Source organism: uncultured Acetobacterium sp., assembly GCF_927416815.1.
GTDB lineage: Bacteria > Bacillota > Clostridia > Eubacteriales > Eubacteriaceae > Acetobacterium.
Window position 1 is genome coordinate 45,989 of record NZ_CAKMJU010000030.1, and the last position, 14,458, is coordinate 60,446.

General features: G+C 43.4%; 12 protein-coding genes. 6 read left to right on the forward strand and 6 right to left on the reverse strand.

Going from position 1 to position 14,458, the window contains the following annotated elements; genetic code table 11:
• Positions 1-71: 71 nt before the first annotated feature.
• Positions 72-1,082, reverse strand: a complete 1,011-nt coding sequence (locus QZ998_RS05610) for an LCP family protein (RefSeq protein WP_296558752.1) — start codon at positions 1,080-1,082, stop codon at positions 72-74.
• A gap of 498 nt (positions 1,083-1,580) precedes the next feature.
• On the opposite strand from QZ998_RS05610, the gene QZ998_RS05615 reads away from it, so the two are divergent.
• The 6 genes from QZ998_RS05615 (at position 1,581) to QZ998_RS05640 (ending at position 7,646) form a co-directional block, all read left to right on the forward strand.
• Positions 1,581-2,150, forward strand: coding sequence for a hypothetical protein (locus QZ998_RS05615; protein WP_296558754.1), 570 nt, complete (start codon positions 1,581-1,583; stop codon positions 2,148-2,150).
• Positions 2,151-2,155: 5 nt separating this feature from the next.
• Positions 2,156-3,733, forward strand: coding sequence for a hypothetical protein (locus tag QZ998_RS05620; protein WP_296558756.1), 1,578 nt, complete (start codon positions 2,156-2,158; stop codon positions 3,731-3,733).
• A 253-nt stretch (positions 3,734-3,986) separates the two neighbouring features.
• Positions 3,987-4,757 (forward strand): transporter substrate-binding domain-containing protein, encoded by a 771-nt coding sequence (locus QZ998_RS05625; protein WP_296558758.1) that lies wholly within the window; start codon positions 3,987-3,989, stop codon positions 4,755-4,757.
• A gap of 162 nt (positions 4,758-4,919) precedes the next feature.
• On the forward strand, positions 4,920-5,585 hold the full coding sequence (locus QZ998_RS05630) for an amino acid ABC transporter permease (RefSeq protein ID WP_296558759.1): 666 nt from the start codon (positions 4,920-4,922) through the stop codon (positions 5,583-5,585).
• The gene (locus QZ998_RS05635) at positions 5,566-6,294 is read left to right on the forward strand and encodes an amino acid ABC transporter ATP-binding protein (RefSeq protein WP_296558760.1); all 729 of its coding nucleotides are present in this window, start codon (positions 5,566-5,568) and stop codon (positions 6,292-6,294) included. Before QZ998_RS05630 ends, QZ998_RS05635 begins: the two co-directional genes overlap by 20 nt.
• Before the next feature lie 152 nt (positions 6,295-6,446).
• Complete coding sequence (locus tag QZ998_RS05640) at positions 6,447-7,646, forward strand: hypothetical protein (protein ID WP_296558762.1); 1,200 nt, start codon at positions 6,447-6,449, stop codon at positions 7,644-7,646.
• A 43-nt stretch (positions 7,647-7,689) separates the two neighbouring features.
• Here QZ998_RS05640 and QZ998_RS05645 read toward each other — a convergent pair whose 3' ends face one another.
• From QZ998_RS05645 to QZ998_RS05665, 5 genes are all read right to left on the reverse strand, one after another.
• Entirely contained in the window at positions 7,690-8,928 is a 1,239-nt protein-coding gene (locus QZ998_RS05645; protein ID WP_296558763.1) for a glycosyltransferase family 2 protein, read from the reverse strand.
• 291 nt (positions 8,929-9,219) lie between these two features.
• A complete protein-coding gene (locus QZ998_RS05650) occupies positions 9,220-9,432 on the reverse strand; it encodes a hypothetical protein (protein WP_296558764.1) in 213 nt (70 codons plus the stop codon).
• Positions 9,433-9,613: 181 nt separating this feature from the next.
• The gene (locus QZ998_RS05655; RefSeq protein WP_296558765.1) at positions 9,614-11,527 is read right to left on the reverse strand and encodes an ABC transporter ATP-binding protein; all 1,914 of its coding nucleotides are present in this window, start codon (positions 11,525-11,527) and stop codon (positions 9,614-9,616) included.
• The gene (locus tag QZ998_RS05660) at positions 11,524-13,758 is read right to left on the reverse strand and encodes an ABC transporter ATP-binding protein (RefSeq protein ID WP_296558766.1); all 2,235 of its coding nucleotides are present in this window, start codon (positions 13,756-13,758) and stop codon (positions 11,524-11,526) included. The genes QZ998_RS05655 and QZ998_RS05660 overlap by 4 nt, the downstream gene beginning before the upstream one ends.
• Positions 13,755-14,282: a MarR family transcriptional regulator gene (locus tag QZ998_RS05665; protein WP_296558767.1), complete on the reverse strand. Its 528-nt coding sequence runs from the start codon at positions 14,280-14,282 to the stop codon at positions 13,755-13,757. The genes QZ998_RS05660 and QZ998_RS05665 overlap by 4 nt, the downstream gene beginning before the upstream one ends.
• Positions 14,283-14,458: the final 176 nt, after the last annotated feature.

Consider the following 14,458-nt stretch of genomic DNA (forward strand, 5'->3'; position numbering starts at 1 on the left):
ACTGATTTTTCGACAAATAAGTGGTCATGTAAGATGTCAGCAATCGCGTTCTACGGTGGTTGGAATTTCTTTTATTCCAGAATCGTCTCAATCTCATCACTGATAGTGGTGGCAGTATCTGAGGGAGTATAGGCAGTTTCATAAATAAATTGATAGAGTGCTTCAATGTTTTTATTTAGGGTATCTGGAATAACATAGGAAACTCCGTCGAGCATATCAAGGGAAATCAGTTCATCCGTTGGAAAGCGGTCTTGTTCGATATCCTTTGACGGCATTAATGCCAGGTTTGCCCCATATTTGATGATTTCCAGGGTGCTCAGGGAGGTTTCGACATAGGGCAAGGTGGTCATAATCAGATTATATTGATCTTTCAGACTTAGGCTTAGGGCTTTGGACAAGACCTGCTCAAAAACAACCCGCTGCCGTAAGGTACGATCAAAGTCGCCGTCGCCGACATAGCGTACCCGGCAGTAGGATAGTGCCTGGGAGCCGTCAACAAGCTGAGATCCGGTTTCTTCCAAAAAAGGCGAACCGGTGGCGACCTTTTCATTGACATCCATCAGATACTCATTCACCCAGTCCAATTCGTCCTCGGTTTCAATATCGATGGTGACGCCACCGACGGCATTGACCATTGAAACCATAGCATCAAAGTCGATGGTGATATAATCGGTGATGGTGGTATCAAAATTCTGATTGATGGTTTGCAGTACCAGGTTTGGGCCACCATAGGCATAGGCTGCGTTTAGTTTGTCATAGTCGTATTTGGGGTTGATATAAACATAGGTATCACGCATCAGTGAGGTGATCTTAACCTTGCTGTGCTGATAATCGGCGCTGGCAATCATGATGGTATCGGTGCGTTCGCCCTCAACATCATCGCGACCATCGACGCCAAAAACAGCAACGTTAACAATTTTATACTGTTTCGCAAAATTGGCAGCTTCATTACTGATGCCATAGCGGCTTAAATTACCGCTTAGATTACTGGTGACGTTACCCAGAAAAAAAGCATTGACGGCAAAGCCAGTGGCCATCAGAAAAATAATTACCAGCAAGACAGCCCGGATGAATTTTTTCATAAAGCCCCTGAATTTTTTTCGTTTCCGGGGTAATGACGCGGGCAGAACGATCGGTTTTGTTTTTTCTTTAGAGGAAGAAGGCTTAGCTTTATATTCTGCCTTCACGGTTCTTTGGGGGCGGGTGTCCTGTCTTACGTTTTTACTGGGTATTTTGCTGGAGGTTGGATTACGTCTATTTTTTATTACACTTTTATTTTGATTTTTCAAATTTATACCTCATTTGGAAATCGTGAATCTACAAATATTGAATTGTAGATTGTTAAAGAAACGTGGCCTAGGATCGTTTATTCACGTCTATAATTTGGAAATGAGTCCGAAATACTTTGTAATATGCCGTGTTTTAGACTTATAGAAGAGTATTATATCATACTTGTAAATATTTGTAAAAAAAATATAAATAGAAAAGATCGGCTAGCGGTAAATCTTGTTATACATTTTAGGAAAACTTTGTTATAATAGAAGGCAAAGAATGATAGCAAATATAGGAGTGGGGTTATTATGGCAAATGAACAGGAACTCACTAAAAAAAATGAGTACTTTGAATATGTTGAATCACGCATTGAGAATTTAGAAAAATTGATTTTAAAAAAAGATGAAGAACTAAAGTCGTTGATCCTAAGAACGGTCCAAAGCGGAGCCTCCCAGCCAGCGCAAAGTTTGCCAACGGCGAAGTCACCGATCTATGACCGGGGGAGTATTGATCACGTCTTTGAAGATCTTAAGGAAGAAGAAAGCCGGTTTTTAAGCAGCGAAGGCGAGATGCCTAATTACAAGGCAGCGGAATTGAATAACCAGTTGATCAATATCGAAAAACGCGAAAAAATGGTGCAGGACATGCTAGATTCATTGGGAACCGCCCTTGCCATTTTGAAAAAACGCCACGAAGAAGTGAATCGTAAAGAAGCGACCTTGAATCGGGAGTACCAAAAACTTCAGGAAATTGAAGCATTATACCGGGATTCAGAAGGCTTGGACGGATTGACATCAACCTTTGGGCAGATTTCAATTGATGGTGGAAGTTCTCGGGAAAGCCGTAGAACCTCCCTAAAAAATGACAGCGAGGAGTAGAGTTGATGAAACTAAGTTTTGGTAAATGTTGGGGTTTGTTATTTTTTGATATCGTTGGCTTAGCTATCTCAGGATATGCGTTTCTTTTGGGATATCAGGTTCTGCAGACTCTTCCTAATGCGAATGCCTATATTATTTTGATGGGTTTTTTTGTGGGAATAAAAGTAATTGTTTTAGCCTTGTATGATTTAAACAGAAATATGCTCGGTAAGAATATTCCCTTTATCGGCGGTGCGATATCAATCCTGGGCAATGGTATCATCTTTGCGATGTGTTTCTTTCTGATCCCTGAGGTGCCACTGATGTTTTTTGCCGGCTTAGCGATTGCAGATTTCCTGATCGTCACGCTGTGCCATTTTTTATGGTGGATTCTGATAGGTAAGGGCGACGGCCACACCGATGACGAGAATAGCGTGGCAAAAGAAGATCGGGCAGCCGCCAGGGCAGCGGCTAAAAAAAGCAAGAAAGCTCCCAAAAAGGAGCCGAAAAGTGAAAAAGACGGAGACGCTTTAAAAAAAGAAAAGAAACCCGAGAAAAAGGGTAGAAGCGAGAAAAAAAATTGGTTGTCCCGCGATGAAGAAGAAGAATCTGAGTATGACAGTATCTTTACCAGTTTGCTGGAAAATGAGAAAAAGGGACAGCAACGCTATATGGAATCACCCAAAGCCAGCGAATCGCGAGTTATTGAAGAAGAAAAGCGCTATCAAACCAGTGATTTTCTCAATGAAATTAAAGAAAATCTAAAAAAAGAAAATAAAATCACATTAAACCAAACTGAAGAGCCGGGTGCTGTGGCTCCTCGGTCTTTTGATCAGGATTTAAAGCCACGGCCAGACAGAATGGCGGTGGGATTACCAGAAATGGAATCTGATCTGATGCCGAACCCCGGGATTGGCTCGGAACCGATAATAAATAATCAAATAGCAGAATCGGTCAAAACACCAATACTAGAGACCGCTAAGCCGATCCCTCAAGCTGACAGTAGCGATCATTTTGCTGATTTACCAACGTTCAAAGAGACCAAACCGAGTCTTCAGAAAATCGAAGCATTAAATACATCGGCAATGGATGTGTCTGATATCGGCGACAATGAAGAGGGGTTTCTTTCGATTGAGCGCCGACTGGGTTACCTGTTTCACGAAATCGAAAAATCGATGAAGGAAACGCATTACCTCCAAAGTGCCATCGGTGATTTTCAAAAGGAAGTCGAAAATTATCAACCCATTGCCGGAGATGAAAAAATTGTCGCTGCCGGCAATCTGATTCGTGAAAAATTAAAAATGATTATCGACAAACAATTTGTCGTCGATGAGGTTCTCGATGACCTGATTCGCTTATCAAAACTGATTAATAAACGGATCAACGATTTGGATATTATCGAAGCTGGACTCAATCAACGCAAGATCGCCCTGGATCAAAAAGATTTATTATTGGTAGAAGCGCATAATCGAAAGATGGTCGATAAAGAAATCGAAATTTTGCCAGAAGAAGTGGTGCTGGAAAATATGGACTCAGAGTTCATCGTAGCTGAGGGTGATTATGAATCAATCCGAAAATATCTGACCGAGAATCAGGAAGTATAGATAAGCAATGATCGCTTAAAAACGAAAATATGACCGGATCTGTCTGTCGAATCTGTACGAGTTTGACGCACACAAGCAATTGACAAATACTAGCAATATCGCTGATTAGCGAAGCAAAGACCATCGTTTTGTGAGAATCGATGGTTTTTTTTATTGCGAATTTCGAGCAGAAATGATATACTTCTATCTGTATAAAAGTGGGTGTATTGGCTAAAGATACATCAAAACTTATTACGATTTAGGAGGAAAAGAAATGAAAAAAATTACAAAGCTCGGTGTTTTGGTTATGGTGGCGGCGATGGTATTATCACTGGCTGCTTGTACCAGCGGAACAACAACTAGTGGTGACGCAAAGAAATATGTCATCGCTACAGATACAACATTCAAACCATTTGAGTATGAAAATGAAAAAGGTGAACGGGTTGGGATTGATATTGATCTTTTAGCTGCTATTGCTGAAGATCAGGGTTTCGAATATGAACTGAAGGCAGTTGGTTTTGATGCGGCTTTAGGCGAAGTATCAACCGGTCAGTCTGATGGGATGATCGCTGGTATGAGCATCACCGACGAACGTAAAAAAACCTTCGATTTTTCTGACCCATACTTTGATTCAGGCGTCGTGATGGCTGTTTCATCTTCAAACGATACAATAAAGGGCTATGCCGATTTAACCGGAAAAAAAGTAGCAGTTAAAACAGGAACAGAAGGCTCAACCTTTGCTGAATCAATCAAAGATCAGTATGGTTTTACAACCGTTTCATTCCCAGATTCAGCTAACATGTATGAAGATGTAAAAGCCGGAAATTCGGCAGCTCTCTTTGAGGATTATCCAGTTGTTGGGGATGCCATTGCCAGCGGTGTGCCACTGAAAATGGTTACGGAAATGGAAAAAGGCAGTTCTTATGGTTTCGCAGTGAAACTAGGTCAAAATCCTGAATTAATTGAAATGTTTAACGCCGGCCTGGCAAATGTAAAAGCCAGTGGAAAGTATCAGGAAATCCTGGATACCTATATTAAAAAATAATCTGTTACAAAAAATAACACGTTATTAATTTTGGAATCATCTGTCAGTGGATTATGCTACTGGCAGATGATTTCTCTAAGTTATCTAAAAGTGTTTACTTGCGTGATCTCTTGCGCGAGAGTAAAGACTATTGGACAACTGGAACCATAGAAGGAGGTTGACGTGAATATAGTCGCATTAGTTGTACAGTATTGGCCCCGCCTGATTGCAGGTCTGGGTTTAACGGTTCAAATTACAATCATTTCGCTTTTTTTTGCTGGTATTCTAGGGATGGTTTTTGGTCTCTTGTCAGTGTCAAAAAGAAAAAGCCTCAGAGCAATTGCCTTGGTTTATGTGGATGTTGTCCGGGGCACACCCTTATTGGTCCAGGCATTTTTCATTTATTTTGGGATTCCGCAGGTGCTGGGAATTCAATCCGATCCGGTAGTTTCTGGTATTATTACCTTAAGCCTGAATGCGGGTGGGTATTTGGCTGAGATTGTCCGCGGTGGGATTGAGTCGATCAGTAAAGGTCAGATGGAAGCCGCCCGGAGCCTCGGTTTGCCCTATGGCATGGCGATGCGGAGCGTCATTTTACCGCAGGCGATTCGCACGATGACGCCAGCACTGATTAATCAGTGCATTATTACCTTAAAGGATACGTCGTTGCTTTCGGTAATTGGAGTAACTGAATTAACGCAGACCGGACGATTGATTATTGCTAATAATTATCAATCCTTTGAGGTGTGGGCGATTGTAGCGGTGATGTATTTTATCATCATTATGATCTTATCAAAGATTTCAAAACGAATTGAAAGGAAAATGTCTTATGGGAAAAGTGATAATTAAGAACCTTGAGAAGCGTTTTGGTGATTTAGAAGTCCTCAAAGATATTAACCTGGAAGTGAAAGAACAGGAAGTAATCTGTATTATTGGCGCTTCCGGTTCGGGGAAAAGTACGCTTTTGCGCTGTATCAATGCCCTTGAAGAAGCCACCAGCGGTACCATTGAGGTGGATGGCAATGACATTACCAAGGCGGATGGTAATATTAACAAATATCGACAGAACATCGGGATGGTTTTTCAGCAGTTTAATCTCTTCCCGCATATGACCGTTTTAAGAAATATTTCCTTTGCCCCAGTATCACTAAAGCTAAAAACAAAAGCAGAAGCCGAAGAAACCGCAATGAAACTGTTAAGACGGGTTGATCTGGCAGAAAAAGCTAATGTTCATCCGGAGCAGTTGTCTGGGGGACAACAGCAGCGGGTGGCTATTGCCCGAGCCCTGGCCATGAATCCAGATGTCATGCTTTTTGATGAGCCGACCTCGGCCCTAGACCCCGAAATGGTCGGTGAAGTGTTGAATGTTATGAAGCAACTGGCAAAGGATGGCATGACGATGATTGTGGTGACTCATGAAATGGGCTTTGCAAGGGAGGTTGCCGATCGGGTAATCTTTATTGATGAAGGCTTTATTGTTGAAGAAGGTCCGCCAAGCGAAATCTTCGGTAATCCTAAAAACCAGAGAACCATCAATTTTCTCAATAAGGTTTTATAATGGCATTTTTATTTAGTCCGAATATCTGAACGTTAAAATTAGATGACAAAAAAACCATTTCGTGAGAGATGGTTTTTTTCTGCCTGATGGTATTGATTTGCCTTTTAGGGTATAATTGGCTATAGAATCCCAGTGAGAGGACTAGAATTGAGATGATAATAATTAAAGAGCGGTTAATTGAGTGGTTTGATTGGATTAAAACAAGGGTGCTAAAAAACAGACTGAGAAGCGGAGCGCTGCTGTGTGGCTTGCTTGCGCTGACAGGTTTTTTTATGCCATTTATGAGTGCCAAGGCCGATCTATCGATATCGGGGATTATGAACAATACCGTGACCGTGATCAGTCCCGAATATGACATGATCAATTTTTCACTGAGCGAGTTTGTCCGCCAGGAACCCATTGACGCGTTTAAAATCTATGGGGTTCCGCTTGGCAATCTCAAAATAATGGATCAGTCAGTGCTGGAGATGCTAAGAAATCCGCTGCCGGATAAGGGTTACCTCAGCAGTGTGAATGAAGCCTTAGCAAGTCCGGCACTCGATTATCTGGTCGATCCCAAGGTTCAGGAAATCTTAGAAACCCGTTTAAGTAATGGACAAAATATCAGTGCTATTCTTGAAGACCTGTGGACGGTTATCCAAAGCGCCAGAAGTATTGCCGGTAAGGTCAATGATATAACTATTCAAGCTCGCGAATCGATGGATCAGATCAACCTAGCGATGGCAACCATCGATGGTTATAAAGCGACCGCCAATGGTGGCGTACTGCTGCTGTTTATCCTTGTGATTGGTTTAATAGCGCTGATTTCATACAAACGCGCCAGTCTCAAGCTGTCAATTTTTGTTTCTGGATTATTATCAGCGCTATTTATTTTGGTTGGGGTTGTTACCAACATTGCCAACAACAGCATAAATGACCAGCTTATAAGCTTAGCAAGTCAGATCAATAGTGGTATCGTGGAGGGGCTGAGAACCATCTTAACCGGGACATTTGGAGATATCGGTGCTTTTATTGCTAATTATATCAGCGGACAGGCCAATTTTATGGTAATAGCCTTTACCCTTAAGTTGGAGGTCGGCTATTGGATCATCCTTCTAGGTTTGATAGGTACACTAATTTTGTTAATTCTGACCGCCCGAAAAGAGAATCGGATCAACGACGAAGCAGAAATGGAAGCAGCGTTGGTAGAATCGGAATTGGCGGGAGAAATTGATCAGGTGATTAAAGCTCAGCTAGATGAACAGCACGAACAGCACGAACAGAACGAACCATTGATAAATGAAGCCATCAGACAAGCGATAGAAATGGATGAAATACCAGAAATCGATAAGGCAGAAAAGCCAACGATGTAATCAGTTAATCGAAAAAGGATGATCCTCAGGATCATCCTTTTGTTTACTCTGCTAATTGAGAGATCTTAATGCTTTTGGTATGCTCAATCGGTTCCCAGATGTCAATCGGTTTAATGAAACATAACACATTAATGGGAATCCAGGAGGCCAGATAAAACCAGAAAGAAAAAACCGAAATATTGTTGATCTGACGGATTTTTTTACCCTCCAGCCATAAAACCAGGGCAGTAAAAATGACACTGAAAATGACGCCGCCAACAGAAATGAGAATCGCAAAGGTTAAAGCGTTGGACCAGACACTAGTGGTGATGAACAGCATTCCTAAGATAATAAAAGAACAAATCGTATAAATACAGGTTAACACCTGCATAAAGGGTGAAACCAGAAACATCAGCATATCCAGGGCACAGCGATTCTTATCGTTGATCACAGCGTCGATGAGCTGCTGCGAATACTGATTGAAACACTGAATCGTACCAGTCGACCAGCGTTTGCGCTGAGACCAGGATTGGTCAAAGGTAATCGGGTGCTCGTCGTAGGTAACCGCCTCGGGAACCCAGGCAACCCGGTAGCCCTTGATAATGCACTGGGTGGTAAATTCAATATCTTCGGTTAGGCTGAAAGTCTTGAAACCTTCTTTTTTGATAACATCAGCATGCATCATAAACCCGGTTCCATTTAAGGTGGCGGACCAGCCCAGTTTATGGCGAGCCAGATTCATAAAGCGATTCAGGGTCCAGTAAAATACCGATTGGCAGCCGGAAATCCAGGAATCATCGGGGTTTTTACTGTCCCGGTAACCCTGAGCAATTTTTTCTCCCGATTCAAGGACGTTGTTCATTGACGAAATAAAACGCTTATCAACCAGGTTATCGGCATCAAAAACGCAGAAAGCATCGTAAACATCATGCTCTTTAAAAATATAATCAAAGAATTGCGAAAGGGCGGCACCCTTTGACTTAACTTCGGCCGCGCAGGTCATAATTTTGGCACCGTGTTCCAGGGCGACTTCTTTGGTATTGTCAGTGCAATTATTGGGAATAACATAGACATCGATCAGTTCTTCCGGATAATCTTGTTGATGGAGGCTTTCAATCAGATTGCCAATAACCGCAGCCTCGTTTCGGGCGGCAATTACCACAGCAATGCGGTTTTTGGGTGGTGAAAGGGTGTATTTATTGTGTTTGGTATACCCGAATAGTCCAATACCTAAATAGTAGAACCCATAGATAAAAAACGGGATACCTAGAATAAATAACAGTGTGAAAATTTGTGAAACCATCTCTATTAAATTTCTCCTTTTTATCAAATTATATCGATCGTTGTGAAAGCCGGAAACAAATTGTGATGTTCGGATTGAATAACCACCGGATATAGTGTAAATGCTTTTGCTTCATACAGACGACCACCAGGAATTGTCATTCTTGGTGGTCGTGTGAGTTTAGGTTCATCGCACTTAAGTTGTCTTATTTTAACACGCATTAGAGTATTTATCAAGGATATGGGGTGTTTCCTGAAAACGAAATCATCAATATTTTAAGCTTATTCAAAGGTTTCTATTACGTTTGTGTATTTATAGGTCCTCTAAATTGTCTTTAATCAGTCGGGTACGTGGCATTTCATTTTTATGCATGTTGGAAAAATAACCCCAGAGCATAATCAATCCGATTGGCCAGATAAGAAGACTCCATACAACAAGCCACCATTTCGAATGGTAAAACGGCTTATTTTTGGATTCTTCATCGTTGGTATTTTCTGACATCCTATCTAATCTATCTTCTAACATTGTCACAGCCTCCTTAATTTTCTTTGTTGGAGTATAGATACCCCAAAACTTAAAAGAAAAACAAAAATGGAAAAAATTAAGAAACTAAAGGCTTCATTAATAAAAAAGCAGGGAGCAGCTCTGATCGTTTCAAACGACCAGACCAGCTCCCTTTAATTCGGATTATTTAACGGACTGGAGATTAAATAGTTTGTAAGTCCTCGGCTAATTCGTTTTCTAATTCCTCGGCTGCTTCAAACTGCGAGTTGTAAAGTTTGGCATAGAAACCATTCTCAGCCAGCAGGTCGTCATGGTTACCCTGTTCGACAATGTCGCCTTCATTCATGACCAGAATCAGGTCGGCATTTTTAATGGTCGATAAGCGATGGGCGATCACAAAGCTGGTTCGTCCTTCCATCAGGTTATCCATGGCTTTCTGAATCAGCACCTCGGTACGGGTATCGACCGAGCTGGTGGCTTCATCGAGAATCAGGATTTTAGGATCCGCCAAAATCGCCCGGGCAATCGTTAGTAGCTGTTTTTGTCCCTGGGAGACATTGCTGGCTTCTTCATTTAAGAACATGTTATAACCATCCGGCAGGGTGTGAACAAAATAGTCCACCTGGGCGGCGACAGCGGCGGCTTCGACCTCGGCATCAGTGGCATCCAGACGGCCATACTTGATATTGTCGCGAATGCTGGCATTGTAAAGCCAGGTGTCCTGGAGCACCATCCCAAAGAGACTGCGCAGATCGCCACGACTAAAGTCCTTGATATTGTGGCCATCGACCAGAATGGCACCGGATTCGACGTCGTAAAAACGCATCAACAGTTTGACAATAGTCGTTTTACCGGCTCCGGTGGGGCCAACAATAGCAACCTTCTGCCCTTCTTTGATATGGGCAGAAAAGTCTTTAATAACGGTTTTGTCGGGGTTATAACCAAAGTTCACGTGGTCAAAATCGACACGGCCAGCAACCGTTTTTAGATCAAAAGCAGTGTTGCTATCGGCAACCTCTTCCGCTTCGTCCAGAAAGGTGAAGACCCGCTCGGCGGCAGCTGTGGTTTGCTGCAGAATATTAGAAATATTGGCAATCTGCATAATCGGATGGGTAAACTGCCGAACATATTGAATAAAGGCCTGAATATCGCCAACACTTAAGCGCCCATTAACGGCCAGATAACCACCGAGAATACAAACCGCCACATAGCCGAGATTGCCGATAAAGGTCATCATCGGCATCATCAGTCCAGACAAAAATTGCGATTTCCAGGCTGAACTGTAAAGCGTGGTGTTATAGTGGTCAAAGGCTTCAAACGCTGATTCTTCGCCATTAAAGGCCTTAACCACGTTATGTCCACTAAACATTTCCTCGACATGGCCATTGATATGTCCCAGATAGGTTTGTTGTTCGCTAAAATGCGGCTGGGACTTTTTAACCAGACTGACAACAATCACAAATGAGAGCGGCACAATCAAAAGTGCGACAATGGTCATTTGCCAGCTGATTGAAAACATCATAATTAGAATACCCACCAGGGTAGCCACTGAGGTGATGATTTGAGTGACGCTCTGGTTTAAGGTCTGATTGACTGTTTCGATATCATTGGTCAAAAAAGAGAGCACCTCGCCATAGCTGGTTTTATCAAAATATTTAAAAGGTAGCCGATTGATCTTGGCAAAAATATTCCGTCTGAGTTGATAGGTTACCTTCATCGAAATGTCGGTCATAATATAGCCCTGAATATAGGAAAATAGCGCCGCGATGATGTAGAGACCGAGCAGCAGCAGCAGGATCTGACCGATATAGTTAAAATCGATGCCTTTGCCATTATCGGCTATCAGATTCATGACCCCTTCAAAAAGGGCAGTGGTGGCGTTGCCTAGTATTTTGGGGCCGACAATCATAAAAATGGTCGAAGCAACTGCAAAGATTAGGACAAAGAAGAGACCAATTTTATAGGCAGACAGATAACGGGCCAGTTTTTTAAGGCTAGCCTTAAAATCTTTGGGTTTCTCACCAGGTATCATTCCGGCCGGACCGCCGGGGCCGCGACCCATTCCACCGCCGGTGTTACCGCGTTTGGGGATATTGATATTTTTTTGATCGCTCATCGGTTTAGTTCCTCCTCTGATAATTGTGAGGATGCAATTTCCTGGTAGGTGGTACAGGTTTTTAATAGTTCATGGTGAGTACCTTTACCAACCACCCGGCCGTGATCCAGAACAATGATCTGCTGCGCATGCATAATGGTGTTGATCCGCTGGGCGACGATCAGCACGGTACTGTTGCCAGTGTACTCTTTTAAGGCTCGCCGTAGCGCTACATCGGTTTTATAGTCCAAGGCCGAAAAGCTGTCATCAAAAATGTAGATGTCCGGTTTTCGTACCAGCGCCCGTGCAATCGACAGACGTTGCTTTTGGCCACCGGAAACATTGCTGCCCCCTTGGGCAATTTCCCGCTCAAAGCCGTCCGGACTGCTCTCGATAAAGTCGCTAGCTTGGGCAACCGTGGCGGCAATGAGCAGGTCTGCTGCATCGGCGTTCTGATCGCCATACTTAAGGTTAGAAGCGACGGTGCCGGAAAACAGCACGCCTTTTTGGGGAATATAGCCGATTTTTTCGCGCAGATCGTGCTGAGTGACTTCCCGGATATCCAGACCATCAATTTTAACAGTACCTGAAGTGACATCGAAAAACCGTGGGATCAAGTTAATTAAGGTCGACTTTCCCGAACCAGTCGAGCCGATAAAGGCGGTGGTTTGCCCCGGCTTGGCGACAAAGCTGATATCAGAAAGAACATCTTCCTCAGCCCCTTCATAACGGAAATAGACATGGTCGAATTCCAGCGTGGTTTGAGCCTTCATCGGCATTTTTTTTGGTGTGACTGGATCGATAATGCTCGGTTTGACTGCCAGCACTTCCTGAATCCGATCACCGGAAACAGCGGCCCGGGGAATCATGATAAACATCATCGACATCATCAGGAAGGAGAAAATAATCTGCATGGCATATTGCATAAAGGCCATCATATCACCAACCTGCATGGCCGAAGCGGCGATTTGCTGAGCCCCGACCCAAACAACCAGGAGGGTGACCCCATTCATGATAAACATCATCGTCGGCATCATAAAGACCATGACCCGGTTTACAAAGAGATTATTGGCGGTGGTATCCAGGTTTACCGCATCAAAACGTTTTTCTTCAAATTTCTGGTTCCCGAAAGCCCGGACTACCATCAAGCCGGTCAGGCTTTCCCGGGTAACCAGGTTCAGTTTATCAACCAGTTTCTGGATTAGCTTAAAACGGGGCATGGCGACGGCAAAAACAATGCCAATAATCAGCATCACTGCGATAACCGCGACGACGATAATCCAACCCATCGAGGTGGTCCGTCGCAGCGCCATAATAATCCCGCCAATGGCCAGAATCGGTGAATAGATGAGAATCCGAATACCCATAATCAGCATCGTCTGGATTTGGGTGATGTCATTGGTATTTCGGGTAATCAGTGAAGCGGTTGAAAACTTATCAAACTCGGTATTGGAGAAGCATTGCACTTTGCGAAAAACATCCCGACGCAGACTTTGCGAAACTCCGGCGGCAATTCGGGCCGAAAAAAAGCCAACACCGATGGCGGCTGAAATAGCGATTAACGAAAGCAGCAGCATCATTGCGCCAATTTTTAAAATGTAAAGATTTTGAATCGCACCAACGTCAACTCCCAGTTCAGTATAGAATTGTTTGGTGAATTGGACGGCAGTCTGTGCCTGCATCGATTCCGGGGTCTGGATAGCCTGTTCCCGAGCCTCGTCAAAGGTGGCCGGGGGTAGCTGGGAGAGCATTGGCAGGGCCTCATAAATCTGGCTAAAATCCAGATCGGTCATGCTTTCGGTAGTGCTGGAATCGGTGGTGCCGGTATCCAGAGAACGCATGTAATTAATAAAAGTCCAGGTTGCTGCTCCGAAGATGGGATCCAGGGTGTCAAAGGTTTCAGCACTGGTATCTGTCAGGACATAAATCGACTCGGTTTCCAGTACCGGGAATTTTTCTAGCGTGGCTTGATAGTCGGGATTGGTGGTGTCACCCGGACTCATCAGCAGATAGTTATCTGCCACGGTTTGTTGATCGGCGGGGGGCATAAAGGTCGTCATCAGGGCATAGCCGTCTTCGCTGATGGCTTCCGGAGTCGCGTGTTCGATCCCGTTCTGCTGAATCCCCACGTTGACAATGTCAGACATGTAGTTGGGCAGATTCAGGTCGGAAATGGCCTGCACGAATAGCAGCGCCAGGGTGATGAAAAGGACCCCGAGATAGGGTTTTAAATAACGTGAGAGCTTGATCATGTTGTTTTCCTTTCTGCTTTTTCTTTTTGTTCCAGGTCGCATTGGCTTCGATCAATCTGATCAAAAGCACCCGCTAATTTGTCTAATAAAAGTACCAGGGCCAGGGTGTCTTCTTGACCTAGAAGGGTGGCCGCCTCATCATAGATTTCAAAACAGGAGTTCGATACATCGGTTTCCAGCTGGCGGCCGGCCTCGGTGAGGTTAACGTAAACCAGGCGGCGATCCTTGCTTGAAGCAATCCGTTCCACATAGCCATGCTTTTCCAAAGTTGAGATCGTTTGAGAAACACCGGGCATCGAAATGGCGGTTTCCCGGCTCAGCTGGGAGATTTTGACGCCGGGAGCCGAGGGGAGACCGTTTATTTGGGCTTCTTGTTCTTCCTCATCGTACATTTTTTTAAGGGTTATTAGCATAAAAAATTCATGGGGTTTGAGATCTTTCATCAGGCATTTGTGAATACGCCCCATGCTTGATTTCTTAATGCGATGAAAAGCCTTAAACAGTTCGTGTCCGTTTATATTCAATGATAGCTCCTTTCATAGGTTAATGTTTAAGTAGAATAATATTTAATCTAATTAAGTATTGTTAGTATAACTCAAAAATCTGAAGTTGCAAGAAAAAATTCAAATTGAAAAGGTTTAGCTAAAAAAATATGTTATAATAAATGCTTAAATTAAGAAAAATAAAGGAAATGGAGTAA

Coding starts and splice junctions, on each gene's coding strand:
- QZ998_RS05640 (WP_296558762.1), top strand. CDS start 6,447: ATGATAATAATTAAAGAGCGGTTAATTGAGTGGTTTGATTGGATTAAA.
- QZ998_RS05660 (WP_296558766.1), bottom strand. CDS start 13,758: ATGATCAAGCTCTCACGTTATTTAAAACCCTATCTCGGGGTCCTTTTC.
- QZ998_RS05610 (WP_296558752.1), bottom strand. CDS start 1,082: ATGAAAAAATTCATCCGGGCTGTCTTGCTGGTAATTATTTTTCTGATG.
- QZ998_RS05615 (WP_296558754.1), top strand. CDS start 1,581: ATGGCAAATGAACAGGAACTCACTAAAAAAAATGAGTACTTTGAATAT.
- QZ998_RS05655 (WP_296558765.1), bottom strand. CDS start 11,527: ATGAGCGATCAAAAAAATATCAATATCCCCAAACGCGGTAACACCGGC.
- QZ998_RS05620 (WP_296558756.1), top strand. CDS start 2,156: ATGAAACTAAGTTTTGGTAAATGTTGGGGTTTGTTATTTTTTGATATC.
- QZ998_RS05645 (WP_296558763.1), bottom strand. CDS start 8,928: ATGGTTTCACAAATTTTCACACTGTTATTTATTCTAGGTATCCCGTTT.
- QZ998_RS05650 (WP_296558764.1), bottom strand. CDS start 9,432: ATGTTAGAAGATAGATTAGATAGGATGTCAGAAAATACCAACGATGAA.
- QZ998_RS05635 (WP_296558760.1), top strand. CDS start 5,566: ATGGGAAAAGTGATAATTAAGAACCTTGAGAAGCGTTTTGGTGATTTA.
- QZ998_RS05625 (WP_296558758.1), top strand. CDS start 3,987: ATGAAAAAAATTACAAAGCTCGGTGTTTTGGTTATGGTGGCGGCGATG.